This is a genomic window from Actinomyces procaprae (genome assembly GCF_004798665.1).
GTDB classification, from domain to species: Bacteria; Actinomycetota; Actinomycetes; order Actinomycetales; family Actinomycetaceae; genus Actinomyces; species Actinomyces procaprae.
Window position 1 is genome coordinate 1,821,652 of sequence record NZ_CP039292.1, and the last position, 24,590, is coordinate 1,846,241.

At 69.9% G+C, this 24,590-nt stretch carries 23 protein-coding genes and 1 riboswitch; of the genes, 4 read left to right on the forward strand and 19 right to left on the reverse strand.

Annotation, left to right across the window (positions count from 1 at the left end; genetic code table 11):
• Positions 1–19 precede the first annotated feature (19 nt).
• Together E4J16_RS07300 and E4J16_RS07305 are read left to right on the forward strand one after the other, a co-directional pair.
• On the forward strand, positions 20–961 hold the full coding sequence (locus E4J16_RS07300; RefSeq protein ID WP_136313649.1) for an ABC transporter ATP-binding protein: 942 nt from the start codon (positions 20–22) through the stop codon (positions 959–961).
• Positions 962–978: 17 nt separating this feature from the next.
• On the forward strand, positions 979–2,577 hold the full coding sequence (locus E4J16_RS07305; protein WP_136313650.1) for a hypothetical protein: 1,599 nt from the start codon (positions 979–981) through the stop codon (positions 2,575–2,577).
• Here E4J16_RS07305 and E4J16_RS07310 read toward each other — a convergent pair.
• The 7 genes from E4J16_RS07310 to E4J16_RS07340 form a co-directional block, all read right to left on the reverse strand.
• Positions 2,567–2,938 carry a metal-sulfur cluster assembly factor gene (locus tag E4J16_RS07310; RefSeq protein WP_136193270.1) on the reverse strand — a complete coding sequence of 124 codons (372 nt, stop codon included), beginning with the start codon at positions 2,936–2,938 and terminating at the stop codon, positions 2,567–2,569. The two genes, E4J16_RS07305 and E4J16_RS07310, sit on opposite strands and share 11 nt — an antisense overlap.
• Positions 2,939–3,006: 68 nt before the next feature.
• Positions 3,007–3,474: a Fe-S cluster assembly sulfur transfer protein SufU gene (sufU, locus tag E4J16_RS07315; protein ID WP_136193269.1), complete on the reverse strand. Its 468-nt coding sequence runs from the start codon at positions 3,472–3,474 to the stop codon at positions 3,007–3,009.
• A 2-nt stretch (positions 3,475–3,476) separates the two neighbouring features.
• Positions 3,477–4,826 carry an aminotransferase class V-fold PLP-dependent enzyme gene (locus tag E4J16_RS07320; RefSeq protein WP_136313651.1) on the reverse strand — a complete coding sequence of 450 codons (1,350 nt, stop codon included), beginning with the start codon at positions 4,824–4,826 and terminating at the stop codon, positions 3,477–3,479.
• Positions 4,827–4,882: 56 nt separating this feature from the next.
• Complete coding sequence (gene sufC / locus E4J16_RS07325; protein WP_136193267.1) at positions 4,883–5,632, reverse strand: Fe-S cluster assembly ATPase SufC; 750 nt, start codon at positions 5,630–5,632, stop codon at positions 4,883–4,885.
• A gap of 60 nt (positions 5,633–5,692) precedes the next feature.
• Complete coding sequence (gene sufD / locus E4J16_RS07330; RefSeq protein ID WP_136193266.1) at positions 5,693–6,928, reverse strand: Fe-S cluster assembly protein SufD; 1,236 nt, start codon at positions 6,926–6,928, stop codon at positions 5,693–5,695.
• A 78-nt stretch (positions 6,929–7,006) separates the two neighbouring features.
• Entirely contained in the window at positions 7,007–8,446 is a 1,440-nt protein-coding gene (sufB, locus tag E4J16_RS07335) for a Fe-S cluster assembly protein SufB (RefSeq protein WP_136313652.1), read from the reverse strand.
• Complete coding sequence (locus tag E4J16_RS07340; RefSeq protein WP_136193264.1) at positions 8,443–9,174, reverse strand: helix-turn-helix transcriptional regulator; 732 nt, start codon at positions 9,172–9,174, stop codon at positions 8,443–8,445. Before E4J16_RS07340 ends, sufB begins: the two co-directional genes overlap by 4 nt.
• A 492-nt stretch (positions 9,175–9,666) precedes the next feature.
• Between E4J16_RS07340 and E4J16_RS07345 the strand changes: the two genes are divergently transcribed.
• Positions 9,667–11,157, forward strand: coding sequence for an MFS transporter (locus tag E4J16_RS07345; RefSeq protein WP_168709474.1), 1,491 nt, complete (start codon positions 9,667–9,669; stop codon positions 11,155–11,157).
• Between the two features lie 510 nt (positions 11,158–11,667).
• On the opposite strand, the gene E4J16_RS07350 is transcribed toward E4J16_RS07345, so the two are convergent.
• From E4J16_RS07350 to E4J16_RS07390, 9 genes are all read right to left on the reverse strand, one after another.
• Positions 11,668–12,597, reverse strand: coding sequence for a glycoside hydrolase family protein (locus E4J16_RS07350; protein WP_136193262.1), 930 nt, complete (start codon positions 12,595–12,597; stop codon positions 11,668–11,670).
• Positions 12,598–12,600: 3 nt separating this feature from the next.
• Positions 12,601–13,572 (reverse strand): carbohydrate ABC transporter permease, encoded by a 972-nt coding sequence (locus E4J16_RS07355; RefSeq protein ID WP_136193261.1) that lies wholly within the window; start codon positions 13,570–13,572, stop codon positions 12,601–12,603.
• Between the two features lies 1 nt (position 13,573).
• Positions 13,574–14,512 (reverse strand): carbohydrate ABC transporter permease, encoded by a 939-nt coding sequence (locus E4J16_RS07360; protein ID WP_136193260.1) that lies wholly within the window; start codon positions 14,510–14,512, stop codon positions 13,574–13,576.
• Positions 14,513–14,581: 69 nt separating this feature from the next.
• Entirely contained in the window at positions 14,582–15,877 is a 1,296-nt protein-coding gene (locus E4J16_RS07365; RefSeq protein WP_136193259.1) for an ABC transporter substrate-binding protein, read from the reverse strand.
• A gap of 87 nt (positions 15,878–15,964) precedes the next feature.
• Positions 15,965–16,972, reverse strand: a complete 1,008-nt coding sequence (locus E4J16_RS07370) for a LacI family DNA-binding transcriptional regulator (protein ID WP_136193258.1) — start codon at positions 16,970–16,972, stop codon at positions 15,965–15,967.
• Positions 16,973–17,206: 234 nt separating this feature from the next.
• Positions 17,207–17,449 (reverse strand): hypothetical protein, encoded by a 243-nt coding sequence (locus E4J16_RS07375; protein ID WP_136193257.1) that lies wholly within the window; start codon positions 17,447–17,449, stop codon positions 17,207–17,209.
• An 85-nt stretch (positions 17,450–17,534) separates the two neighbouring features.
• Complete coding sequence (locus E4J16_RS07380; RefSeq protein ID WP_136193256.1) at positions 17,535–18,008, reverse strand: DUF3737 family protein; 474 nt, start codon at positions 18,006–18,008, stop codon at positions 17,535–17,537.
• Between the two features lie 123 nt (positions 18,009–18,131).
• Positions 18,132–19,187, reverse strand: a complete 1,056-nt coding sequence (locus tag E4J16_RS07385; RefSeq protein WP_136193255.1) for a GNAT family N-acetyltransferase — start codon at positions 19,185–19,187, stop codon at positions 18,132–18,134.
• 143 nt (positions 19,188–19,330) lie between these two features.
• On the reverse strand, positions 19,331–21,550 hold the full coding sequence (locus E4J16_RS07390) for a DNA gyrase/topoisomerase IV subunit B (protein WP_136193254.1): 2,220 nt from the start codon (positions 21,548–21,550) through the stop codon (positions 19,331–19,333).
• A gap of 214 nt (positions 21,551–21,764) precedes the next feature.
• Here E4J16_RS07390 and E4J16_RS07395 point away from each other — a divergent pair, with 214 nt between their 5' ends.
• A complete protein-coding gene (locus E4J16_RS07395; RefSeq protein ID WP_136193253.1) occupies positions 21,765–22,043 on the forward strand; it encodes a DUF7455 domain-containing protein in 279 nt (92 codons plus the stop codon).
• On the opposite strand, the gene thiD is transcribed toward E4J16_RS07395, so the two are convergent.
• The 3 genes from thiD to thiM form a co-directional block, all read right to left on the reverse strand.
• Entirely contained in the window at positions 21,994–22,944 is a 951-nt protein-coding gene (gene thiD / locus E4J16_RS07400; protein WP_136193252.1) for a bifunctional hydroxymethylpyrimidine kinase/phosphomethylpyrimidine kinase, read from the reverse strand. The genes E4J16_RS07395 and thiD overlap by 50 nt on opposite strands.
• Positions 22,941–23,597 (reverse strand): thiamine phosphate synthase, encoded by a 657-nt coding sequence (thiE, locus tag E4J16_RS07405; protein WP_136193251.1) that lies wholly within the window; start codon positions 23,595–23,597, stop codon positions 22,941–22,943. The genes thiD and thiE overlap by 4 nt, the downstream gene beginning before the upstream one ends.
• Complete coding sequence (thiM, locus tag E4J16_RS07410; protein ID WP_136313654.1) at positions 23,594–24,466, reverse strand: hydroxyethylthiazole kinase; 873 nt, start codon at positions 24,464–24,466, stop codon at positions 23,594–23,596. Before thiM ends, thiE begins: the two co-directional genes overlap by 4 nt.
• Positions 24,456–24,544: riboswitch (TPP riboswitch) on the reverse strand. (Overlaps the previous gene by 11 nt.)
• Between the last annotated feature and the right edge of the window lie 46 nt (positions 24,545–24,590).

The following is a 24,590-nucleotide window of genomic DNA, read 5'->3' on the forward strand; positions in this document are numbered from 1 at the left end:
CGCACCCGAACCTGGGCGCATGACACCCACGGTTACCGCCATCAGGTCCGCCCCCGTCAGTTCACCAATCCAAGAACCGGCAATCGAGGTTGCCGGACTGGTCAAGACCTTTGGCGGCCTGCGCGCAGTGGACGGCCTGGACCTGCGCGTGCGCCGCGGTCAGGTCCACGGCTTCCTCGGCCCTAACGGCGCCGGCAAGTCCACCACGATTCGCGTGCTGCTGGGCATGTATCGCCGTAACGCCGGCGAGGTGCGGGTGCTGAGCCGTGATCCGGCGCAGGAGGCGGGCACCATTACCCGTCGCACCGCCTATGTGCCCGGGGATGTGGCGCTGTGGCCGAGTCTGACCGGGGCGCAGACGCTGGATGCCTTCGCCGCGCTGCGCGGCCGCCGCGATCGACGCCGCGAGGCGGAGCTGATCGAGGCATTCAGCCTGGATCCCGCCAAGCCGGTGCGCAGCTACTCCAAGGGCAACCGGCAGAAGGTGGCCCTGATCGCGGCCCTGGCGGCACCCTGCGAACTGCTCATCCTGGATGAGCCCACCACCGGGCTCGACCCGCTCCAGGAGGAGGTCTTCCAGACCTGTGTGCGCGAGGCGGCCGCAGGGGGCCGCACGGTGCTGCTGTCCAGTCATCTGCTGGACGAGGTCGACCGCGTATGCGACGCGGTCACCATCATCAAGGACGGGCACACCGTGGAGACCGGCACACTGGCCGCCCTGCGGCACCTGCGCAACTCGACCATTACCTGCCGCCTCCCCGACGGCGCCGCTCCCGCTCTCCCCCGAGGCTCGAACGCTCCGCCACCGGGAACCGATGGTGTGACGCGGATGTCGGTTCCCGCTGCCGAGGTTCGGGAGACATTGAGCGCCCTCATTGCCGCGGGTGCCCAGGGAATCACCTGCACTCCGGCGTCCCTGGAGGACCTGTTCCTGCGTCACTACGAGGGCCAGGCCCGATGATCACGCGGCCGACATTCATGCGACACGCCCTGCGCACCGCCCGCATCATCGCCCGGGAGGAACGCGCCTGGCTGCTGGCCCTGCCGACGGCGGTCGCCCTGCTGACCGGTCTACTCGCCCCGAACTACGCGATCACCTACGCCACAGCCGCCGATCTGGCGCGGGCCGTGGCGATGAGCAGGATATCCAAGTCGTTAACGGCCCTTTACGGTGAGCTGCCCGAGGGCGCCGACGCCGTGCAGCTCGCGGTCTGGGAACTCGGGGCGCTGACCTGCCTGCTGCTGGGAGTCGTGGTGGTGCTGCGCGCGGTCGCGGTCTCGCGCGGCCAGGAGGACGGTGGGCGCTCGGAGATGCTGCGCGGCGGTGGCGTCGGTCCGGTCGGTGAGCTGGTCGGCGTCGGCCTGATGCTCGGAGCGCAGTGTGTGCTGCTGGGCATCGGCGCGGGCGTTGGGATCCTCCCGTTGGAGGGCGCCGGGGCGGCGGATGCGACCGCCTATGGGATCGCGGTGGCCGGAACCTGTGCCCTGCTGGCGGCAGTCACGGTCCTGCTCGCGCAGCTGACCAGCGACGCCACCTGCGCGCGTGGCGCCGGGCTCGCGGCACTGGCTGCGCTGTATGCGGGGCACGGGGCGTGGGCCGCCCAGGGGTGGAGGTGGGCGGGTGCCTGGTCGCCGTTCGCGCTGCGCAGCGCGATCGATCCCGGCGGGACGAACAACTGGCAGCCCGCAGCGATCGCGGGCGCCGCCGTGGTGATTCTGCTTGCCGCGACGGCGGGCGCCGCGCGCCGCCGGGACCTGGGGGCCGGGCTGATCCGCATCGGGCCGGGCCGGCGCCGTCCACTGCGGGTTCGCGGACCGATGACGCTCGCGCTGCGGCGCTCGAGCGGCCAGCTGCTGGCGTGGGCGCTGGCCGCCGCCGCCATCGCCGGGGTGCTCACGGCCATGGGAGAGAACATGGTTGAGCTGGCCCGGCAGGGAGCGGTGGACGGCGGCACGTTCGGCTCGCTGCTGGGCGGTGGCGATCCAGGCGCGGGATTCCTGGGTTACATCGGCGTGCTGGTGGCGGCCCTGGCCTGCACGCAATCGGTGGCGTTGACGGGACGCTTCGCGGCCGAGGAGGGCTCCGGATTGGTTGAGGCGCAGCGCTCCACCGGCACAGGACCGGCGCGGCTGCTGATCGGTCAGTGTCTGGTCGCACTGTTCGCAGCGGGGCTCACGCTCGGTGCGGCCGCTCTGGTCGCGGGGCTGGTGGGACACGCGCTGCTGGACACCACCGCCGATGACGCGTTGCGGCTGGTCGCCGGCCAGTGGCCCGCCGCAGCGGCCTGCACTGGCGTCACCGCGCTGCTGGGTGGCGCCTGGCCACGGCTACGGTGGCTGGCATGGGCACCATTGCTCGCCGGGCTCGGAATTGCCCAGCTCGGCCCCAGCCTCGACCTGCCGCAGTCGATGATTGACGCAGGGCTGTTCGCTCAGGCGGGCGATCCAACAATGGTCTGGCTGGTCCTAGTCGGCGCGATGGGGACAATGGCGGGCGCGGTGGTGGCGCACCGCCGTGACCTGCACCCGGCCATCGGGCTGCAGTCTGCCTTCGCCTACGCGCGTCTCAGACGTTGAAGCCGAGGGCGCGCAACTGCTCGCGGCCCTCCGGGGTGATCTTGTCCGGGCCCCACGGCGGCAGCCAAACCCATTGCACCCGGACCTTGTCGGCGATGAGCCCGAGCGCCTGCTGGGCCTGTTCCTCGATCATGTCAGTCAGCGGGCAGGCGGCAGTGGTCAGGGTCATGTCGAGCACTATGGTGCCGTCCGGCTCGATTGAGATGCCGTACAGCAGGCCGAGGTCGACGACGTTGATACCCAGTTCGGGGTCGATGACGTCACGCAGCGCCTCCTCAATCGCGGCGACATCGACATCGGCGACAGTTGTGGGTGCTTGCTGCGCAGCCATCGGATTGATCTCCGGGGCGGTCTCGCTCATAGCTCCTCCTAGTGTGCAGCGGGGTCGGTAGTTGGTGGGGGGTGCCGCGGGCCCGCGGCTCGGCAACCTCAGTCGGTGCTGGCGGCGTCCAGGGGAACACCCGCCTTGAGCAACGCATCCTTCAGCGCGATCCATCCCAGCAGGGCGCATTTCACTCGATTCGGGTACTTGGACACGCCCTCGAAGGCGGCGGCGTCCTCCAACTCGTCCAGGACGGAGGCGTCCACGCCGCGTCCGCGCGAGTGCATGAGCGCATCGAAGTCCGCCTCGAGCCGGGCCACGGTGTCCAGGTCGGCGCCGACCACGAGATCATGCATCACCGAGATGGAGGCCTGGGAGATCGAGCAGCCGTCCCCCTCCCACCCGATGGAGTCGACGCGTCCGTCAACCACGCGTACGCCCACGGTGACGTCATCGCCGCAGGTCGGGTTGACCTGGTGGGAGGTCGCATCGGGCGACTCCAGCGCGCCGGCGCCGTGGCGCTCGCGCGAGTGGTCGAGGATGACCTGCTGGTAGAGCTGGTCTAGAGCGTTCATGTTCACCTCTGGAAGTAGCCGCGGACTGTGGCGACGGCGTCGAGGAACCGGTCGATCTCCTCGGGCGTTGTCGCCGGACCGAAGGATATGCGTGAGGAGGACGGCACCCCGAAATGGGCGTGGATCGGCTGGGCGCAGTGGTGTCCGGTCCGTACCGCCACGCCCGCGGCGTCCAGCACCTGGCCGACGTCGTGGGGATGTACGCCATCAAGGGAGAAGGCGACCACGCCGACGCGGTCGTGGGAGTCGGCGGGACCGAGGATCCGCAGGCCGGGCACATCCGCCATGCCGCCCAGGGCGCGCTCGAGCAGGGCCTGCTCGGTGGCACGCAGCCGTCCCATGCCCAGCTCGCTGAGGTAGTCGATGGCGGCGTGCCAGCCGGCCGCCTGAGCAAGGGGCTGGCTGCCGGCCTCGAAACGGGCGGGACCGGGCATGTATGTGGATGAGGCCATGGTGACGGTCTCGATCATCGACCCGCCGGTGAGCACCGGCGGCATGGCGTCCAGCAGCTCCTCCGTGGCCACCAGCGCGCCGATGCCGGTGGGGCCCAGCATCTTGTGGCTGGACAGCACCATGGCATCCACGCCTGCGCTGGAAATAGCGGCGAAGTCCAGCGGCAGGTGCGGCGAGGACTGGCAGGTGTCCAGCACCACCAGGGCGCCGGCGCTGCGGGCGGCGGGCAGGATCTGCTCCAGCGGGGTGATCGCCCCCGTCACATTCGAGGCGTGGGTGAGGGCGAGTACTCGGGTCCGGTCGGTGATCACCGAGACCGTGCTGGGGTCGACGCGGCCGTCCTCCGTCAGGCCCAACCAGCGCAAGGTGGCGCCGGTGCGGGCGGCGAGCTCCTGCCAGGGCACGAGGTTGGCGTGGTGCTCGGCCACGGTCACCACGATCTCGTCCCCCTCGCCGAGGCGCAGCCGGGCGGCGGGGTCGGTTGCGGCGGCCGCAGCGCCACCGCGGCCGGCGGGCCGTCCCAGGCTGGCGTGGCCGATGGCCAGCGCCACCAGGTTGACGGCCTCGGTGGCGTTCTTGGTGAATACCAGCTGGCTGCCGCGCGCACCGACGAAGCCGGCTACGGCGTCACGGGCGTCCTCCCACACCGCAGTTGCCTCATCGGCCAGCTGGTAGGTGGAGCGCCCGGCGGCTCCGTTGGAGCGCCCGTAGAAGTCGGCCTCCGCCGCGATAACGCCGACCGGTTTCTGGCTGGTTGCGGCCCAGTCGAGGTAGGCCAGCGGCCGACCGTTACGGGCCGGGCGCTCCAGGTACGGGAAGTCGGCGCGGATGGCGGTGACCTCAGCGGTGCTCAGCGGGTTCGCCCCCGTCGGCGCCTGGTCCGCGGTGGGTTCGGTCATGTGATTGGTGCCCCCTGTGATGGTGTTGCTGGTGTGCGGCGGGGCGTAGGCGCCCCTCAGGCGAGGAAGCGGTCGTAGCCCTCCTCCTCCAGGCGGTCGGCCAGGTCGGGGCCCCCCTCCTCGGCGACTCGGCCGTCGACGAACACGTGAATGTGGCTGGGCTTGATGTAGCGCAGGATGCGCGTGTAGTGGGTGATCAGCAGGAAGCCGGCGTCCGAGGCGTCGTGCAGGCGGTTGACGCCCTCGGAGACAATGCGCAGGGCGTCAATGTCCAGGCCGGAGTCGGTCTCATCCAGGATCGCGAAGCGGGGCCGCAGCAGTTCCATCTGCAGGATCTCGAAGCGCTTCTTCTCGCCGCCGGAGAAGCCGGCGTTGACGTCCCGCTGGGAGAAGGCGGGGTCCATGCGCAGGTTCTCCATGGCCTGGTTGACCTGGCCGATCCACTGGCGGACCTTCGGGGCCTCGCCGTCGACGGCGGTCTTGGCGGTGCGCAGGAAGTTCGCCACCGTCACGCCGGGCACCTCAACGGGGTACTGCATCGCCAGGAACAGCCCGGCGCGGGCACGCTCATCGACGCTCATGTCCAGGATGTTGTCGCCGTCGAGTAGCACCTCGCCCTCGGTGACCTCGTAGTCGGGGTGACCGGCGATCGAGTAGGCCAGGGTCGACTTGCCCGAGCCGTTGGGCCCCATGATGGCGTGTACCTCGCCCGAGGCGACGGTCAGGTCGACGCCCTTGAGGATCGGCTTGGGGCCGTCATTGGTGGCGACCTGGACGTGGAGGTTCTTGATCTGGAGGGTGCTCATCTGTATTAGTCTTCTTCTGTATTGCGGGGAAACTGGTCGGTACGTGGCTCCGAGAGCCGTTCAGAGGGCCGGTGGGGCCGGTTCGCGGGCGGATACGAGCCCGGTCAGCTCGAGCTCCTTCTCAATGGCGGCCATGAGCCGCTCCTCCACCTCTGGCACACGGATCTCAGCAACGATCTCGTTGAAGAAGCCGAGCACCACCAGTCGGCGGGCCTCCATCTCCGGGATGCCGCGGGCACGCAGGTAGAACAGCTGCTCGTCGTCGAAGCGGCCGGTGGCGGAGGCGTGCCCGGCGCCCTCGATGTTGCCGTTCTCGATCTCCAGGTTGGGGATGGAGTCGGCCTTGGCGCCCTCGGTGAGGACCAGGTTGCGGTTGAGCTCGTAGGTGTCGGTGCCGCGGGCGCCCGCCCCGATGAGGCAGTCCCCCACCCATACGGAGTGGGCCCCCTCCCCCTGTAGCGCGCCCTTGTAGGCGACCCGCGAGTAGCAGTGCGGCTCGGTGTGAGCCACGTAGGGGCGGTGCTCCTGGTGCTGGCCGGCGTCGGTGAAGTACACGCCGTAGGCGTCGATATGCCCGCCCTCGCCCTTGAAGCCGAGGTCGGAGCTGATGCGCACGTCTCCACCCAGGGAGACGACGACGTGCTTGAGGGTGCCGCGGCCCTCCACGCGCACGCGATGATTCGAGGCGTGGACGGCTCCGTCCTCCCACCCCTGAATAGTCACCAGGGTCAGTTCGGCCCCGTCGGCCACGATCACCTCAACGGTCTGGGTGAGCGCCGCGGTTCCGCGGTGGTCCAGCACTACGGTGCCGACGGCGTCGTTCAGCGCGTTGATGAGCAGGTGCTGGGCAGCGGGGTGGGCCAGGTCGGGATCGTTACCGGTGGTGGTCACGCGGGCGGCCCGGCCCAGGCCCGCGCCGGCCCGCAGGGTCAGCACGGTTGAGCTGTCGAAGGCGGCCCAGGCGACGACGCCGGTGCGGTCGACGGGGGCGCCGACGGAACCCAGCCGCGGATCCTGGCGGGCCACGGTCTCGACATCCGCACCCTCCGGTGCGTCCACGTCCACCGCGAGCGGGCCGACGGCGGTGCCTGCGAGGACGGCCTCGAGGTCGAACAGGGGGGCGAAGCGCTTCATGGGTGTGAACCGCCACTCCTCCTCACGGCCGCGGGGCACGGGGATGTCGGCCGGGTCGAATGAGGTGGGCCTCTCAGCGCGCGAGGAGACGTAGCGCTGCCCGCCGTGGGCGTGGGCGCCCTCCAGCGACGCGCGCGAGTGGTCGGTTTTCAGTTCGGGCATGGGTGCTCCTTGCCGGATCGGCTCCGGCGACTCGTAGTGGGAGGGTCTGTGTGGTTCAGGCTGCGTAGTCCGGCGGAGTCAGCCGACGGAGTTCTCCATCTGCAACTCGATGAGCCGGTTCAGCTCCAGCGCGTACTCCATCGGCAGCTCCCGGGCGATCGGCTCGACGAAGCCGCGCACGATGGTGGCCATCGCCTCGGTCTCGGTCAGTCCGCGCTGCATCAGGTAGAACAGCTGGTCGGCGCTGACCTTGGAGACGGTGGCCTCGTGTCCCATCTCCACGTCATCCGTGCGGATGTCCACGTAGGGGTAGGTGTCGGAGCGGGAGATCTCGTCGACCAGCAGCGCGTCGCACAGCACGTTCGACTTGGAGTGCCGGGCGTTCTTCTGGACCTGCACCAGGCCGCGGTAGCCGGAGCGGCCGCCGCCGCGGGAGATCGACTTGGAGACGATGTGGCTGGAGGTGTGCGGGGCCATGTGGACCATCTTGGCGCCGGTGTCCTGGTGCTGCCCGGCGCCGGCGAAGGCGATGGACAGGGCCTCTCCGCGTGCGTGTGGCCCCATGAGGAAGACCGCCGGGTACTTCATGTTCCGCTTGGAGCCGATGTTGCCGTCCACCCACTCCATGGTGGCTCCCTCGGCGCAGGTGGCGCGCTGGGTGACCAGGTTGTAGACGTTGTTGGACCAGTTCTGGATGGTCGTGTAGCGCACGCGCGCATTCTTCTTGACGATGATCTCGACGATGGCCGAGTGCAGGGAGTCGGTCGAGTAGATGGGGGCGGTGCAGCCCTCAACATAGTGAACGTATGACCCCTCGTCGGCGATGATCAGGGTGCGCTCGAACTGGCCCATGTTCTCGGTGTTGATGCGGAAGTAGGCCTGCAGCGGGATCTCCACCTGCACGCCCGGCGGCACGTAGATGAACGACCCGCCCGACCAGACGGCCGTGTTCAGGGCGGCGAACTTGTTGTCCCCGGCGGGCACGACCGAGCCGAAGTACTCCTGCATCAGCTCCGAGTACTGCTTGAGGGCGGAGTCGGTGTCCAGGAAGATGACGCCCTGCTCCTGAAGGTCCTCCCGGATCTGCTCGTAGACGACCTCGGACTCGTACTGCGCGGCCACGCCGGCGACCAGACGGTCGCGCTCCGCCTGCGGGATACCCAGCCGGTCGTAGGTGTTGCGGATGTCCTCGGGCAGATCCTCCCAGGAGGATGCGGGCTTGTCCGTGGAGCGGACGAAGTACTTGACCTGGTCCATGTCCAGGTCTGACAGGTCCACGCCCCAAGTGGGCATGGGCTTGCGCTTGAAGATCTCATAGGCCTTCAGCCGCTTGCGCAGCATCCACTCGGGTTCTCCCTTGAGCGCGGAGATCTCGCGGACAACTTGCTCGTCCAGACCACGCCTGGCAGACAAGCCGGCGGCGTCGGAGTCGCGCCAGCCGTACTCGTACGTCTCCGAGATCGACTCAATGATCTCGTCGTCGCTGCTGCGCACAGTGTCGGTCACGGGCGATGTCATCGGTTTCCTTCCATTCTCTGGGGCTTGCGGCTCCGCTGATCCGCCGCCCGCACTGCGCGCTTGCGCAGCGTGGGCATGGCGATGGGGACATGGGTGGTGCACACGTGCTCGCCGCCGGCGAGGGTGGCCAGGCGCTGCACGGGCACGCCGAGTAGGCGCGCGAAGGTTCGGGTCTCGGCGTCGCACAGGGCCTGGAAGTGCCCGGCGACGTCACGCACCGGGCAGTGGCCCTGGCACAGCTGCACGGCGTAGGTGCCGTCGCCGACGGCGCGGACAGTCGCGGCGTAGCCGTCCAGTGTCAGGGCGTCCGCCAGGGCGCGGGCCCTGTCCGCGGGGTCCTTTCCGGCGGCCTCCACCACCGGCATGTAGCGCCGTTCCAGGTCGCGGCCTCGTGAGGCGGCGAAGGAGTCGATGGCCTTGTCCCCGCCGACTTGGGACAGGTAGGACAGGGCGCGGTTGGCCAGTTCGGAGTAGCCCTCGCCGAAGCTCGTGTGGGCCTGGGCGGTGGCGACGTAGAAGCGCGCGGGCCTGCCCCGTCGACGCTTGCCGCTGGCCGCAGGGTTGTGGACCTCGATCTCACCGGACTGCTCCAGTGCGGTCAGGTGCCGCCGCACGGCGGCGGGGGTGAGGTTCAGGATCTTGGCGAGCTGTGCGGCGGAAACCGGCCCCTTCTCGGCGATGAGGTCAAGGACCCGCGAGCGCGTGGAGTCGTCGTCGACCTGGCTCATGGCTTACTCCTCTCCGCGGCTGTGTACGCTGTGCGCTACGGGGCTTCGGGCGGCTCCGGCCGCGCACCAGATTTTAACGAACATCTTTGTTCCGAAATTCCTCAATGGCAAGTTTCTGGCGCGGCGTCGGCAAGTGCGATGGAGCACGTCGCCGATTCTGCCGGTATTTCAACGATTTGCCCCTGGCGTGCGGAGGCTTCGGGCCTTGGCGCAGCGTCCTGTCCCGGGACCTGCACCGGAGCGGTCCTGTGCTAGCGTCCGCCGTCGGCCCACCGGCAGCGGGTGCCCGAGTCCTTTACGGCGGCACCGTCCGGCGGGCGAGCCGGCCCGCGCTCCTGGCGGGCGGCCCCGAGCAGCGCCCCGCCCTTGTGGCCGGGAATGGACTGCTGCTCACCCGCACACCGTCGCGCACTTGGCCCCGCCACGCCCATGCCTTGGCGGGGCCGGGCGCGCGTCACTCCTATCAGGACCGAAGAAAGAGATACTCCCCGGATGTCATCCCCTCACAGCCGCAGCGTCGGTGCGGTGATCTTCGTCGTGGCCTACACGACCTTCCTCGCCACTTTCAACGAGACCTTCCTGAACGTGGCACTGACCCCGATGATGCAGGACCTGAGCGTCGGCTCGGGCACCATTGGCTGGGTCACCACCGCATACATGCTTGCGGCGGCCATCATGGTGCCCGTCACCGGTTTCCTATACCGGTCGGTGCCCACGCACCGGCTGCTCATGACCGCCCTGACCCTTCTGCTCGCCGGCGCTGTGCTGGGCGCCGTGGCACCGAGCTTCGCGGTCGTGCTCGTGTCCCGCATCGTGCAGGCGCTGGGAACCGGGATGATCGTGCCGATCGGCATGAACCTGACGCTGGCGGTCTCGCCCCGGGAGAAGCTGGGCACCAACATGGGCGTGGTCTCCGCGATGACCACCCTCGGGCCCGCGTTCGGCCCGATCATTGCCGGCACGATCCTGCAGTTCGGCACCTGGCACACCTTGTTCGTCGCCTTCGCCGTACTCATCGCGCTCGCCTGGATCGTCGCCTTCGTCTGCGTCGGTGACGAGGCCGAGCTCACGCACCCCCGCCTGGACGCGGCCTCCACCACCCTCATCTCCCTGGCGCTGATTGGAATCCTGTACGGCATCTCCACGGTCTTCACCGGTTCTGCCCTGCTGGCAGTTGCGTGCCTGGGCGCCGGGCTGGTTGCGCTGGTCGGCTTCGTGATTCGCCAGCGTTACGCCCCCGAGCCGCTGATCGACCTGCGCCCGCTGGGCAACCGCGGCTTCGCCCTCGGCCTGTGCGTCATCTTCGCCTCGCTGATGATCGTGTTCTCGATGAACATCCTGCTGCCCATGTTCATGCAGTCCGCGCTGGGATTCTCGGCCTTCAACGCAGCTCTGACGCTGCTGCCCGCCTGCATCCTGTCCTGCATCCTCGCGCCGCTCGCCGGCTCCCTGTTCGACCGGTACGGCCTGCGGTTCTCGCTGCCGCTGGCCCTGGCCGTGGTCGTCGGCTTCACCTTCGCCCTGTCCATGCTCGGTGAGGGTGCCGGATCCTGGCAGATCATGGCCTGCTATGCGCCTGTGATCGCCGGAACCGCGTTCACCATGGGGCCGGCCCAGACCTTCGCACTGGCCAGTCTTGAGCGTCCGCTGTTCCCGCACGGGACCACGATCATCTCCACGGCCTTCCAGGTGGCCGGCTGCATCGGCTCCTCCCTGTTCATGGGCATCCTCTCGGGTGTGCAGGCGGGCCGGGTAGCCGGAGGCGAGTCGATGGCCGCAGCCACCGCCGCCGGTTTCCACGCCGCCGCCCTGGTGGCCGCGGGCATCGCCGTGGTGGCCCTGGTCCTGGCATTCCGGCTGGCCCGGATCGAGCGCCTGCAGCTGCGTGACCGGGCCGACGGCGTCCGTGAGGCTGCCGCGGAGCCCGTCGCCGAGCCCGCCGTGGCGGCTGCGGCGCAGGAGTCCGGCGTCCTCGTGGACTGAGCGGGGCCGCCCTCCGGCGTCCCCTTCAGGCGCGTTCGCACGCGAAGGATCCCCGGCCCCGGTTACTCCGGGGCCGGGGATCCTGTATGCGCGCCTGTATGACCGTGCCGGCGCCCGCGCGCGATGCACCCGAGACGGCCGGCTTCCGGAACGCCCGCTAGGTCGTGCCGCGCAAGTCGTTTGTGCTGGTGGGGGGTGCTGGCTGTGTGGGTGCCTCCGGGCGGGCAGGCCCGGGTGCTCGGTGAGGATCGTTGTGCGCAGGGCGTTCCAGCGGTTCCGGGTGCCGGGATGTCGACGGCCGAGAGGGCGCGCGGGGATTGCGCCGTCGGTTGGACCGCTCACGCCCCGATGGACCGCTCACGCCCCGTTGGACCGCCGTAACCGGCGGCTACGGCGGTCCAACGGGGGAACAGGGGTCCAACGGGGGAACAGGGGTCCAACTGGCAGGCTCAACAGCCACACACTGCCACCCAGCCGCGCACCGCCACCCGAGCACTTACACAACAGGACCTAGGGCGTCGAGCGGTACGTGCGCTCAACGAGTTCAACGTCACCCCAGGGCAGCGGGTCCGGGGCCGAGCCGACGAAGACGCCGTCGACCATGTCGGTGAAGCCCGTCAGCAGCCATTGGCCGTCACGCAGCTGGAACAGCTGTCCGGCGTACAGGTACTCGGGGCGCACGTAGCGGGCGGCTTCGATATTCCAGGGCCCGAGTGGCCCCTCCCCCTCGGCGACCCACACTCCGCCCGGGCCCGGCTGCGCCTGCATGTCCTGCCCGCAGGAGAAGACCAGCAGGTGCCGCCCCTGCACGCAGTGGGACTGGCTGACCTCCAGCTGGCCGAACACGCCGGGCCCGGTCAGGGGTGGCAGCACCTCCCAGTGGTCGAGGTCGTCGGATACGGCGTGACCGATCACGCCGGCATGCGTGCGCTCAACGCCACGGGCGCGGGCGGTGATCAGCATGTGCCAGCGCCCGTCGTGGTGGAAGACGAAGGGGTCCCGCCACGGCTCGTCGAAGGCGTACCCGGGGTTCCACTTCTCATACCAGCGTCCGTCCGCCTCAAGCGGATGGGCGCACCGGCGTTCGAAGGTGACCCCGTCGTCGGAGTCCGCCCAGCCGATCCGCTGCACCATGCCGCGCTCGGCACGCGAGATACCCGTGTAGAACACGCGCATGCCGCCGCCGGGCCTGCGTACGGTACAGCCGGTCCAGATGGCCTGGTCATCGAAGGCGGGCCCGTCGGAGTGCACCAGTGCGTCGGGAAGCAGCCGCCACCTGCGCGCGTCGTCGGAGACGGCGTGCCCCAGGCCGGCACGCCAGTGCCGCCGGTCCGGATCATGCAGCGCCCGGGACGCCCGCAGGAAGAACAGGTGGTAGCGCTCGCCGTCGTAGGTGATCCAGTGGTCCCACAGCCAGTGGTCGGCCAGTGTCAGCGCCATCACTCACCCCTTGACGGCGGTACCTGCGAGCGACTGCACGAAGGACCGCTGGAAGATGACGAAGATGATCAGCACCGGCAGGGTGATGAGGGTGCCGTACGCCATGATCTGTCCCCACACGGGGTTGAGCTGGAAGAAGTACTGCATGCCCACGCTTACCGGCCGCATCGACTCCTGCTGCACCACCATCAGCGGCCACAGGTAGGAGTTCCAGGCCGGGAGCATCGTGATGATCGCGACGGTGGCGAATGTCGGGCCGGACAGCGGCACGACAATCTTGCGGTAGATGGTCCACCAGCCGGCGCCGTCGACGCGGGCGGCCTCGTCGATCTCCTTGGGGATGTCGCCGAAGTGCTGGGCGAACAGGAAGATCGCCAGCGCGTTGGCGACGTAGGGCAGGATCTGCACCTGGTAGGTGTTGAGCATGCCCTGCTTGAACAGGAATCCGTCCACGGCCCACTGGATCGAGGGCAGCTTGGCCACCCAGAACACCAGCGGCACGGCGATCGTCTCGAAGGGCACCATGAGGGTGGCCAGCACCAGGGACAGGATGAGGTTCTTGCCCTTCCAGCGCATGCGCGAGATGGCGAAGCCGATCATGGAGTTCACGATCAGCCCCAGGCCCACGATGGCCACCGTCACGATGACGGAGTTGGCGATGAACCGCCCCGCCGGGACCCGGTTGAACACGCCCTCGTAGTTGTCGAGGCTGAGGTCTCCCACGGGGAGGAACGCACGCGGTGTGCCGAGGTCGGCGAAGATCTGGCTGTCGGTCTTCAGCGAGGAGAAGATCATGAACAGCAGGGGGAAGACCGCCACCACCGCGGCCAGGGTGAGTCCCAGGTAGGTCAGGACCTTGGAGCGCCGCTTGGTGGCGGCGCGGCCGCGTCGCCTTGAGGCGCGCGAGGGCGCGTCGCCCGCACGGGCTGCTGCCTTCCCCTGTGTGCTCGATTGGGTGTTCGATGCGACAGTCATGTCAGTCGTCCTCCCGGGTGAGGCGCCGCTGAATGAGGCTGATGGCCAGCACGGCGATGAAGAAGATCAGCGAGATTGCACTGCCGTAGCCCATGTCCTGCTCGCGGTAGCCCTTGCGCACCGCGTGGTACACGAGCGTGGAGGTGGCGTCCTGCGGTCCGCCCGAGGTCATCACGTCCACCTGCACGAACAGTCCCAGGGCGGCGATGGTGATGGTGACCAGGATGAACACCATGGTGGAGTGGAGGCCGGGCCAGGTGACGTAGCGGAAGCGCTGCCAGCCGTTGACCCCGTCCAGGGCGGCGGCCTCGTACAGTGCCGGGTCGATGCCCTGCAGCCCGGACAGCCAGATGATCATGTGCAGCCCGACCGCCTGCCAGATGGACAGCAGGATGATGGCGGGCATCGCCGTACCGGGGTTGTTGAGCCAGGCGACGGCGGTCCATCCGCCGCCGGTGAGGGTGTTGAGGATCGAGTTGAACAGGCCGTCCTTCTCGTAGAAGAAGCTCCACAGGATGGAGACGACCACCATTGAGGTCACCACCGGCATGAAGATCATGGTGCGGAAGGCGGTTACCCCCTTGACCTTCTGGTTGACCAGGATGGCCAGCGCCAGCGCGAGCCCCGACTGGCAGGGCACGACGACGAGCGCGAAGAACGCCGTGTTGGTCAGCGACCGGATGAAGGTCGGGTCTGCGCTGAAGGCGCGGATGAAGTTGTTCAGCCCGATGAACTCCGGCGGGTTCGGGGAGATCAGCCGCGCGTTGGTGAAGCTCAGCGCGAAGGTCAGCAGGATCGGGATGCCCATGAACAGCAGCAGGAGCAGCAGGGCGGGCGAGGCCATGAGCCAGGCCGTACGCGCCTCCTTGCGTGCCGCCGATGAGCGACTGCGTTGCTTTCCGACGTCACGTGTCGGTTCGATGGTTGTTGATGCAGGCATGACGATTCCTTCCCGGCGGGGCGCCGTGGCACCCCGCCGGTCTTTGGAAGTGGGCGGCGGGTCAGTGGGTCACTTGGACTGGTAGCCGTTGTTGGAGGCGATGTCGGCGTCGATGTCCTTGACCGCCTGGTCCAGCGTGGCCTTCACGTCGGCACCGGAGACGATGTCGCGGGCGGCCTTGTCGAAGATCGAGGAGATCACCTTGTACCCGGGCGTGGCGGGGCGCAGCAGCGCGTACTTGGTACCGATCTCATAGACGGGCTCGAGTGCGCCGCCCTCGGCGTAGTACTCGGTCTTCGGAGTCGCGGAGGCGACGGAGGGGAAGTTGCCAATGGCGTTGGAGTACTCCACGAGGTACTCGTCCTGCATGAGGAACTCGATGAAGGCGTTGGCGGCCTCCTGGTTGGAGCTGGTGGCGGACACGCCCCACTGCCAGGAGCCACCGCCGACGTGCGCGCCCTGCCCGAAGTCCACTGGCGGGAGGATCAGCACCTCGTCCTCGCCGAAGGTCTCCTGGGACTGGAGCACCTTCCAGCCGCCGGCGTAGTAGAGCGGGACCTTGCCCTGGAGGAAGTCCTGCCCGTCGGTGGCGGGCGTCTCGGAGGCGTAGCCCTTGGTGAAGCAGGAGCGGAACCACTCGCCCCACTGCACTGCGGCGTCGCCGTTGAGGAAGCCCTCGGCGGTCTCGAAGGTCTCCCGGTCGATCAAGTCACCGCCGAAGGACTGCAGCATCGGCGCGTAGGCGTAGGGCCACCACTCGGCGGAGTCCGCGACCGAGAAGTCGATGGCGTAGCTGTAGTCGGGCAGCTCGGAGAGCTTGGCCAGGGCGTCGTCGAACTCCTCCCGGGTCCAGGGCTCGTCAACGGTGGGGATCGGAACTCCGGCGGCCTCGAAGGCGGACTTGCGGCCCAGGAAGCACAGGGACGTGTCGTAGGGGCCGACCGAGTAGAGGGTGTCGTTCCAGTAGCCCTTGGCGGAGTCGATGATGCTCTCCTCAAGCTCTGAGGAGATCTGCAGGGGCGCGAGGTACCCGGAGTACGCCCAGTTGGGCATGATCGGGCCGTCCAGGTCGAGGATGTCGGGCAGGTCGCCGGCCACGGCGGCGGCCGCGATGGAGTCGTTGTAGGAGGCCTGCGGGAAGGACTTCAGCTCGACGGGGGTGTCGGGGTTCGCCTCGTTGAAGGCGGCGACCGCCTTCTCGACGACGGCGAGCTCCTCTTCATTGCCGCCGTTGTGGGTCCACAGGCTGATACCTCCGGAGGTTCCGGATCCGGAGCCGCCCTGCTGGGAGGAGCAGGCCGCGAGCGTGGCGGCGACGGCGGCGGTGGCGCCGAGGCCGAGGAAGGTGCGGCGGGTGGTGTTCATGGACACTCCTTCGTGTGTCGCTGGGGATGGTTTACCGGGGTCGGGGCGACCCCGGGGCTTGGTGGGTGGGCCCGGAACCGGGCCGGTTCAGGCACCCGCGGGTGCAGGAGCGGTGGACTTGCGGACGACGAGCTCGCAGGGGAAGCGCCTCACCTCGGCGGGTTCCGGCAAATCGTCATTGATGAGTCGGCGCACGAGCCAGTCCGCCATCTCGTAGTGGGGCAGGCGCATGGTGGTCAGCTGCGGCTCCAGGTTCGTGGAAATCAGCCGCAGGTCGTCGAAGCCGACCACCGACAGGTCCTCCGGTATCGAGATTCCCAGGCGTGCGGCCACGCGGTAAACGCCCGCTGCGATGCCGTCGTTGTAGCAGAACACGGCGGTGGGGCGGTCCTCGCGGTCAAGCAGACGGCGCGCGGAGGCGTCGGCGCCCTCGGGATCGTTACCGCCCGAAATCACGAGCGAAGGATCAGGGTCGATGCCGGCAGATACGAGAGTCTCCTCGTAGGCGGTGCGCCGCATGCCAATGGCGACCGTGGTGTCGTCATGGGTGATGTGGCCGATCCTACGGTGCCCCAGGGACAGCAGGTGGCCGACGGCCTCCCGGGCGGCCGCCCGCTCGTCGGGCACGACCCCGAAGACGCCGTCCCGGTCGGCAAAACCGTTCAGCACCGCCGCGTTGTCCAACTCGGCGGGTACATGCACCTGCTGGTGGTACATCGCGGCGTGGACGATGACGTCGACGCGGCGGGACCGCAGCTCGCGCACCGCGCGGCGAGTCTGTTCCGCCTGCCCGCCCGAGTCGGTCAGCAGCACGGCCCAGCCGAGCTGCCGACACACCGTGAGAATGGCATCGATCATCGCCACCGCGTATGGCGTGGACAGGACCCGTTCTCCTAGAACCCCGACGGTGCGGGTGCGGCGGTTACGCATGCCGCCGGCGAGGGCGTCACGCACGTAGCCGAGTTCTTCCGCCGCCGCCCGCACTCGCGCCGCAGTCGCGTCCGAGACCCGCCCACTAGCCTTGCCCGACAGCACCAGTGACGCCGTGGCCGTTGAGACGCGCGCGGCGTCCGCGACATCGGCGAGAGTCGCCATCGCCCCTCCTGTCAGCACCTGAGTCACCGGGCGACTTCGCCCGACAGCAAGAGTGTGCGCCGTCACACGACGTTAAGTCAATCGATTAACGTCACAGCTGCATATACGGCGCGTTGGGTGCGTGTCCCGCTGGTTCAGACGGCGGTCGCCGCCCAGCTGCGCGCCCCGCGCACCAACCGCTCGAGCCCGTCCTCCACGCGGGCGCGCTGGGCGCCCCACCGACAGCGGCCGCGCCTACACGGTCGGACCGTCCTCCACGCGGGCGCGCTGGGCGCCCAGGTTCATGCGCAGGAAGCCGGCTCCGGCCGCCCCATATGCGGTGCCGGGCGTGAGCACCAGTCCGGTGCGGGAGCGGATGTGGGCGGCCAGGGCGGCGGTCGCATCCCCGGCTGCGCCCTCCGGCCCGCCCGGCCCGACGCCGTCGGCTCCCCCGCCAGTGCGGCCGGCCGCCGCACCGCGGCCAAGCAGCGCGCGCACGTCGATCCAGGACAGGTAGGTGGCCTACGAGACCGGGGCGGCGCAGCCGGGCAGTTCACCCGCCACCACCTGGGCCACCCGCGCCTTATTGGCGGCGATGTAGGCGCGCGCCTGCTCCAACCAGGTCCTCAAGCGTGATCTCCCGGCAGCTCCACAGGGTCTCTTCGGCGTGGGGCAGCTCCACGCGCCGCAGGCTGATGCCGCGGCCGCGGCGGAAGGTCTTGGGGGCGGCCACCAGGGTCCCGTCCAGGCGGATGTCGTCGGTGTACCAGATGCCGGAGCGGGCGGTCTCCAGCAGGGCGCCGCCACTGACCGATACGTCCCGGCAGTACCACAGCGGATACTTCCACTCGAACACGGTGTCGCTGATGCGCAGGCCGCGGCTCTCCTTGAGCGGGGACTCGCCGTCGGCGAAGGTGGAGTGGGAGATGGTCAGGTCTTGCGCGGCATACAGTGCGCGTTCACCGGTCAGGCGACGATGGTCAACCACCGAGCCGACGTCGCCGGGACAACCGTCCGGGGCCTCGGCGGCGGTGCTGGGGGATGCGGTCAACGTCATGGCATCCGACTGTAAGCGGGCGGCCTCCCCGCAGCGAGGCCATGACAGTGCCCCTCAGTCCCGGCTCACCAGGGCCGCCCGGATCACCCCCCGCGCTCGGCGGGTGGGCGTGAGCGCCGACGGCTACACGTCCAGTCCGTAGAGAATCGTCCCCCGGGTGGCGGTGTAGCCCAGGTCCCGGAACAGGTCAACGGCACCACTGGGATCATCGGACTCGAAGCCGGCCGCCGCATACTCCATGCCGTCGGCGGCGTAGGCGCGCATGACCGCACCCAGCAGCGCCGGGCCGACGTCGCGGGAGCGGTAGTCCGCCAGCACGCCGATCACGTCGGTGTAGCCCTCACGCCAGCCCAGTGCCGCCCAGTCCTGCTCGTAGCGGCTGGAGAGCACATACCCAGCCACCCGGGCCCTGTCCCCCGAACGGTCCATCGCCACGAAGCTCCACTGGGGAGCGAAGTAGGCGCGCCCCGCCCGCCACTCCTCCGGCGACATGGCCCCGCCGCCGGAGTCTGCGAAGGCCTGGTTGTGGGCGCGGCGGACGGCGTCGTCGAGCTCCTCCGACCACGGTTCGATGGTGAGGAAACCATCCAGGTCGATCTCGGGAATGGCGTCAGTCAGGGAGCGCCGCACCTCCCGGTACCAGCGGCGCGGCTCGAAGCGCAGCTCCGCCAGGTGGTCCTTCATGCGCTCGTCGTCCTCCAGGACGGTGGTGACGATGTGCGCGGGGGCGGTTGCGGCTGCGGAGCCGGCCACCTCGCCGGCGCGCTCGGAGCCGATGAGGTGGCGCGCCCGCTCGGTCTGCCAGTGCAGCAGGGCCACCCCGATGCCCCGCTGCCGCCACGCCGGATCCACCGTGCCGGTCATGGACGCGTAGATCTCCGCCGCCGGCCGCAGCCGTACCAGCCCGAAGGCACGCATAACGCCGGTCTCATCCCGCCCGGCCACGCCGGAGTAGGTGGGGTCCACGAAGTACTCGGCGGTCTCCTGAGCGCTGGTGCGGTAGGGCGGATTGTCCACCGCCTCGGAGCGGGCGACCAGCTCCGCGAGCTCGGCGTTGTCACGTGGGCCGAGCGGCGCCCAGGTGAGACTGCGGGGCAGCGCGGAACGGGGGCCGGGGCGGAACATGGCCCACGGGCCTCCCGGGCCGGTGCGGCGAGTTGAGCCGTAAACCGGAGTCATCTGCGTCTCCTTCGACGGGGCAGGGCCCGACCTTGGGCATGCGAGGATCAGGCATGCGAGGAATTGGCTCAGACCAGGTTACCCGAGCGTACCCGGCCGCGCCGCACCGGCACTCGCGCCGGGCCGCGGGACGCTGACCGGGCTCAGGCGTCGATGCGCTCGCGGTCTACGTCCGCGGCACCCTCGATGATGAAGTCACGCCGCGGCTCCACATTGGATCCCATCAGCAGCTCGAACACGTTCTCCGCCTCCGCCAATTCGGCCTCGTCGCGCAGGGTGATGCGCCGCAGCGTGCGGTGCTCGGGCTCCATGGTGGTCTCGGCCAGCTGGTGCGCATCCATCTCCCCCAGGCCCTTGTAACGCTGTGGCTCCTTGAAGCTGCGCCCCTGCTTCTCCAGCTTGCGCAGGGTGGTGACCAGCTCCTCGTCGGAGTAGGTGTAGATGACCTCCCGCTTGCGACGGCCCTGGGCGGAAACCTCGATGCGGTGCAGCGGGGGGACGGCGGCGAAGACGCGGCCGGCCTCGATCATGGGCCGCATGTAGCGGAAGAAGAGCGTCAGCAGCAGGGTACGGATGTGGGCGCCGTCGACGTCGGCGTCGGTCATCAGGATGACCTTGCCGTAGCGGGCGGCCTCCAGGTCGAAGGTGCGCCCGGAGCCGGCCCCGACCACCTGGATGATGGCGGAGCACTCGGCGTTGCGCAGCATGTCCGCCTGGGAGGCCTTCTGAACGTTGAGGATCTTGCCGCGGATGGGCAGCAGCGCCTGGAACTCGCTGTTGCGCGCGTTCTTGGCGGTGCCCAGGGCGGAGTCCCCCTCAACAATGAACAGCTCGGAGGAGGCGACGTCGTCGGAGCGGCAGTCCGCCAGCTTCGCGGGCAGGGTGGAGGTCTCCAGCGCGGTCTTGCGGCGGGTGATCTCCTTGTGCATGCGGGCGGAGACGCGGGCGCGCATCTCCCCGACGATCTTCTCCTGCAGTGCGCGCGACTGGGTCTTCAGGTCGCGCTTGGAGGAGGTCAGCAGCGCGGTGAGCTCCTTCTCCACCACCTTGGCGACGATCTGCCGCACGGGTGCGGTACCGAGCACCTCCTTGGTCTGCCCCTCGAACTGCGGCTCGGGCACGCGCACGGTGATGACGGCGGTCATCCCGGCGAGGATGTCGTCCTTCTCGATGCGCCCGTCGCGGCTGGTGACCTTCAGGGCGCGGGAGTTGGCGTCGATCTGCTTGCGCAGCACCTTGGTGACGGCCTGCTCGAAGCCGGCCAGGTGGGTTCCGCCCATGGGGGTGGCGATGATGTTGACGAAGGAGCGCTCGGTGGTGTCGTAGCCGATGCCCCAGCGCAGGGCGACGTCAACGGTGCAGGTGCGCTCCACCTCGGTGGGGCGCAGGTGGCCGGTGCGCTTGTCGAGCTGCTGCACGGTCTCGGTATAGGTGCCCTCGCCGGTCAGGCGGAAGGTGTCGGTGACGGAGCCGTCGGTGGCCAGGAAGTCGACGAAGTCGGCGGTGCCGCCCTCGGCATGGAAGGTCTCCGTGCTCTCCTCGTCCGGGGCGCCGGAGGTGAACAGGTCTCCGGCGGGCGCTGCGGTGTGCGCGGCCTTGGCGCTCAGGGCCGGGTCCGCGGCGGTCGGACCGGAGGCCGTGGCGGCGCTCGTCTCCGGGTCGCGTTCGTCAGTCAGGGTGAGGGTGAGCCCGGGCACCAGGAAGCTGGTCTGCCGCAGCCGGGCCCGCAGGGCGGTGACGTCGTACTGGTCCGGGGCGGGGAAGATCTCGGGGTCGGCCCAGTAGCGCACCCGGGTGCCGGTGACGCCCCGGCGCACCTTGCCGATCACGCGCAGCTGGGTGGCCTCGGTGTATTCCTCGAAGGGTGCGGCGGGGGTCGGGCCAGTCGAAGGATCGGAGAAGACACCGGGCACGCCGCGGCGGAAGCTCATGGCGTAGGTCTTGCCGCCGCGGTCCACCTCCACATCCATGCGGGCGGACAGGGCATTGACCACGCTGGCGCCCACACCGTGCAGGCCGCCGGCGGAGCCGTAGGAGCCGCCGCCGAACTTTCCGCCGGCGTGCAGCTTGGTGTAGACCAGCTCCACACCGGTCAGCCCGGAGGAGGGCTCGATGTCTACGGGCACGCCCCGCCCGGTGTCGCGCACCTCGATGGACCCGTCGGCGTGGACGACGACGGCGATGCGGTCCCCGTAGCCCTCCAGGGCCTCGTCCACACCGTTGTCGATGATCTCCCACACGCAGTGCATCAGGCCCCGCTGGTCGGTGGAGCCGATGTACATGCCCGGGCGCTTGCGTACAGCCTCGAGCCCCTCCAGCACGGAGAGGTGGCGGGCGGAATATGACTGGGAGGAGTCCGGCACGGCTGAAATCTAGCCGATAACGGCAGTAGGACCGGCATCCCGCGCCGCCGCCGCGGGTGTGGCATTCGTCCGCAACCGGGATCGGCCGGGTTGGCACCCGGTTACTGCTCGGGGCACGATTCCCGCCGTTCGCCGTGGGCGCAGGGGGTGCGCCCGGGGCGGAAAACGGCCGTTAGGCGTTGGCGCTGGCGCCCGGCGATGGTGGAATCGGGCCATGAGCACGACAACTCCTATGTCCCCCACGGTCGCCGCACGGGCGGCTGCACCTGAGCAGGCCGTCGGCCCGGCCCAGGCGACCGAGGCGCGTCCGCTCACCACCGCCGATCGTTGCGACGTGTGCGGTGCACAGGCGTACCTGCGCGTGGTCCTCGCCTCCGGCGAGCTGCTGTTCTGCGCCCACCACGGCCACGCGCACCAGGAGGCCCTGGAGCGCCAGGCCCTGTTCATTCAGGATGAGTCCGACCGCCTGACCCGCCCCGCCGAGGTCGACTGACCGACTGGACGGGCGGCGCGCCTGCCGGATCCTGCCTCTTACCGCCTACGCCCTCTGGCCGACTCGGCCAGAGGGCGTAGTAGTGGTGCACGGGGCCGTGCCCGTGGCCGACGGTGAGCCCGTCCGCGTGGGCCAGTGCGCCAGACAGGTAGGTCTTCGCCTCCCTTACCGCCGTGATCCAGCTGTCCCGCTGTGGGCGCAGTGCGGCAATCGCCGCGGAGAGCGTGCAGCCGGTGCCGTGCGTGTTGTCAGTGTTCACACGGGGACCGGGCAGCAGCACCGTGCCCTCGGCATCCGCGTACACATCGCTGGCCTCCCCCAGCAGGTGCCCACCCTTGAGCAGTACCCGGCGGGCCCCTGCGGCAAGCAGCAGTTCGGCCTGGCGGCGCATCTCGTCGGTGTCCGCTGCCGGGGCCCGTCCCAGCAGGGCGGCGGCCTCGGGCAGGTTCGGGGTGATCAGGTCCGCTCGCGCGCACAGGCGCCTGACGGCATCCATGGCCGCGGCGTCGAGCAGCCGGTCCCCGGAGGTGGCCACCATCACCGGGTCCAGGACCGTGTTGGCCATCCGCGCCAGGTACTCCCCCACCGCCTCGGCAGTCTCCGAGGTGGCGAGCATGCCGATCTTGGTGGCGTCGGGGCGGATGTCCACCAGGAGGGTGTCCAGTTGCAGGCGCACAAAGCCCGCTGGAACCGTGTGCACGCCGGTCACGCCGCGGGTCGACTGGGCGGTCAGTGCCGTCACCACGCTCATGCCGTAGGCGCCCAGCGCCCCCATGGTCTTCAGGTCGGCCTGGATGCCGGCGCCCCCGGAGGGGTCGGAGCCGGCGATGGTCAGCACCTTGGGCACCGGGGCGCCGCAGGACGGGGCGTCCACCACGCACGCGGGTGTTACGTCGCTCATTGACCCGACTCCCAGGCCCGGCGCAGCGCGCGGGCGGCCGCGCGCGGATCGTCCGCCAGACAGATGGCGGACACGACGGCGGCCCCGGCCAGTCCCCCGGCGCGCAGGGCGGGCAGGTCCGCCGCGGTGACGCCGCCGATGGCCACACACGGCAGGTCGGTACCGGCGGCCAGGCGGGCGATGCCAGGTGCTCCCAGACCGGCGGGCGCATCGGGTTTAGTAGTGGTGGCACGCACCGCACCGATGCCCACGTGGTCGCAGGCGCCCTCGGCCTGCGCCGTAGCCAGCTCCGCGGGCGTGGCGGCGGACAGGCCCAGGTAGGCGTCATCACCGATGAGCTCACGTACCACCGCAGCGGGCAGGTCGCGCTGTCCCACGTGCACGCCAGCCACCGGCGCGCCGAGCCGCCGGGCCGCGAGGAACACGTCTACGCGGTCGTTGACGATCACCGGGACCTGGCGGCCGACGGCGTGGGCGACGTCGAGCACCTGGGTGAGGAAGTCGGCGCCGTCGGCATGCTTGGCGCGCACCTGCACGCAGGTGGCGCCACCGGCGACGGCAGCCCTGACCGTGTCGGTGACGGTGCGGCCGCGGGCCCGGCACTGGGCGGCATCGGTGACCAGGTAGACCCGCAGGTCGGGGGCGGCTCTCATATCACCGGGATCCTGGCGAGGTCGTCGGCATCCAGCGCGTAGAGGGCGTCTAGCAGGGCGATCCGGAAGGAGCCGGGACCCGCGGCGGTCTCGGCGGCGATCTCCGCGGCGGCACTGTATGCGGCGTGGCACGCAACGGTCGCGGCGCCGGCGTCGGCCCCCGAGGCGCGTCCGGCGGCAACGAATCCGGCCACCAGCGCCCCCAGGGCACAACCGCCCCCGGTCACGCGGGTCAGCAGCGCCGAGCCGCCACCCACCCGGGTAACCCGGGCGCCGTCGACTATCGCGTCCATGGGCCCGGAGACGGCGATGACCGCGCCGGTGCGCTCTGACAGTGACCGGGCGGCGTCCAGGGCGGCCTCCACGTCGTCGGCGGAGTCCACGCCCCGGCCGCCCGCTCCGGAGCCTGCCAGGGCGATGATCTCCGAGGCGTTGCCGCGGATGACGGTCGGGGCCTCATCAAGGAGCCGGTGGGCCAGCGCAGTGCGATGCACCAGCGTACCGACCGCAACCGGGTCCAGCACCCACGGGACGCCCGCCGCCCGTGCGGCGGTGGCGGCCTCCACGGCGGCTGAGCGCTGCTCGGGCTGGGGCGTGCCCAGGTTGATCAGCAGGGCGCAGGCACCGGCGGCGAAGGGGCCGGCCTCCCCGGTGACGTCCACCATGGCGGGGGCGGCGCCGACGGCCAGCAGCACATTGGCGGTGAAGTTCGTGACCACCGCGTTGGTTATGCAGGCCACCAGCGGCCCGGTGGAGCGCAGGGACTCCAGTACCTCCACGGCGCCCGGGGGCGGCGCCGGCACTCTCAAGATCGAGGGTTCGGCCGGGCGGTCGTTCGGATGGGTGTTTGCGTGCGCGCGCTGCGTCATGCGACATCCCTTCGTCAGCATTATCTGGACAGGTTCAACGGGTTTGTTCTCAGCCTTGCGGCACCCCGTGTCGTGCGGCCAACAATAGCAAGCAGACGGCCGCCCCGGAACCGGTCGGTTCCGG

Coding starts and splice junctions, on each gene's coding strand:
- E4J16_RS07305 (WP_136313650.1), top strand. CDS start 979: ATGCGACACGCCCTGCGCACCGCCCGCATCATCGCCCGGGAGGAACGC.
- E4J16_RS07395 (WP_136193253.1), top strand. CDS start 21,765: ATGAGCACGACAACTCCTATGTCCCCCACGGTCGCCGCACGGGCGGCT.
- E4J16_RS07345 (WP_168709474.1), top strand. CDS start 9,667: ATGTCATCCCCTCACAGCCGCAGCGTCGGTGCGGTGATCTTCGTCGTG.
- E4J16_RS07360 (WP_136193260.1), bottom strand. CDS start 14,512: ATGCCTGCATCAACAACCATCGAACCGACACGTGACGTCGGAAAGCAA.
- E4J16_RS07355 (WP_136193261.1), bottom strand. CDS start 13,572: ATGACTGTCGCATCGAACACCCAATCGAGCACACAGGGGAAGGCAGCA.
- E4J16_RS07385 (WP_136193255.1), bottom strand. CDS start 19,187: ATGACTCCGGTTTACGGCTCAACTCGCCGCACCGGCCCGGGAGGCCCG.
- E4J16_RS07350 (WP_136193262.1), bottom strand. CDS start 12,597: ATGGCGCTGACACTGGCCGACCACTGGCTGTGGGACCACTGGATCACC.
- E4J16_RS07340 (WP_136193264.1), bottom strand. CDS start 9,174: ATGAGCCAGGTCGACGACGACTCCACGCGCTCGCGGGTCCTTGACCTC.
- E4J16_RS07365 (WP_136193259.1), bottom strand. CDS start 15,877: ATGAACACCACCCGCCGCACCTTCCTCGGCCTCGGCGCCACCGCCGCC.
- thiD (WP_136193252.1), bottom strand. CDS start 22,944: ATGAGCGACGTAACACCCGCGTGCGTGGTGGACGCCCCGTCCTGCGGC.
- thiE (WP_136193251.1), bottom strand. CDS start 23,597: ATGAGAGCCGCCCCCGACCTGCGGGTCTACCTGGTCACCGATGCCGCC.
- E4J16_RS07300 (WP_136313649.1), top strand. CDS start 20: ATGACACCCACGGTTACCGCCATCAGGTCCGCCCCCGTCAGTTCACCA.
- thiM (WP_136313654.1), bottom strand. CDS start 24,466: ATGACGCAGCGCGCGCACGCAAACACCCATCCGAACGACCGCCCGGCC.
- E4J16_RS07310 (WP_136193270.1), bottom strand. CDS start 2,938: ATGAGCGAGACCGCCCCGGAGATCAATCCGATGGCTGCGCAGCAAGCA.
- sufD (WP_136193266.1), bottom strand. CDS start 6,928: ATGCCCGAACTGAAAACCGACCACTCGCGCGCGTCGCTGGAGGGCGCC.
- E4J16_RS07370 (WP_136193258.1), bottom strand. CDS start 16,972: ATGGCGACTCTCGCCGATGTCGCGGACGCCGCGCGCGTCTCAACGGCC.
- sufC (WP_136193267.1), bottom strand. CDS start 5,632: ATGAGCACCCTCCAGATCAAGAACCTCCACGTCCAGGTCGCCACCAAT.
- E4J16_RS07320 (WP_136313651.1), bottom strand. CDS start 4,826: ATGACCGAACCCACCGCGGACCAGGCGCCGACGGGGGCGAACCCGCTG.
- sufU (WP_136193269.1), bottom strand. CDS start 3,474: ATGAACGCTCTAGACCAGCTCTACCAGCAGGTCATCCTCGACCACTCG.
- sufB (WP_136313652.1), bottom strand. CDS start 8,446: ATGACATCGCCCGTGACCGACACTGTGCGCAGCAGCGACGACGAGATC.
- E4J16_RS07380 (WP_136193256.1), bottom strand. CDS start 18,008: ATGACGTTGACCGCATCCCCCAGCACCGCCGCCGAGGCCCCGGACGGT.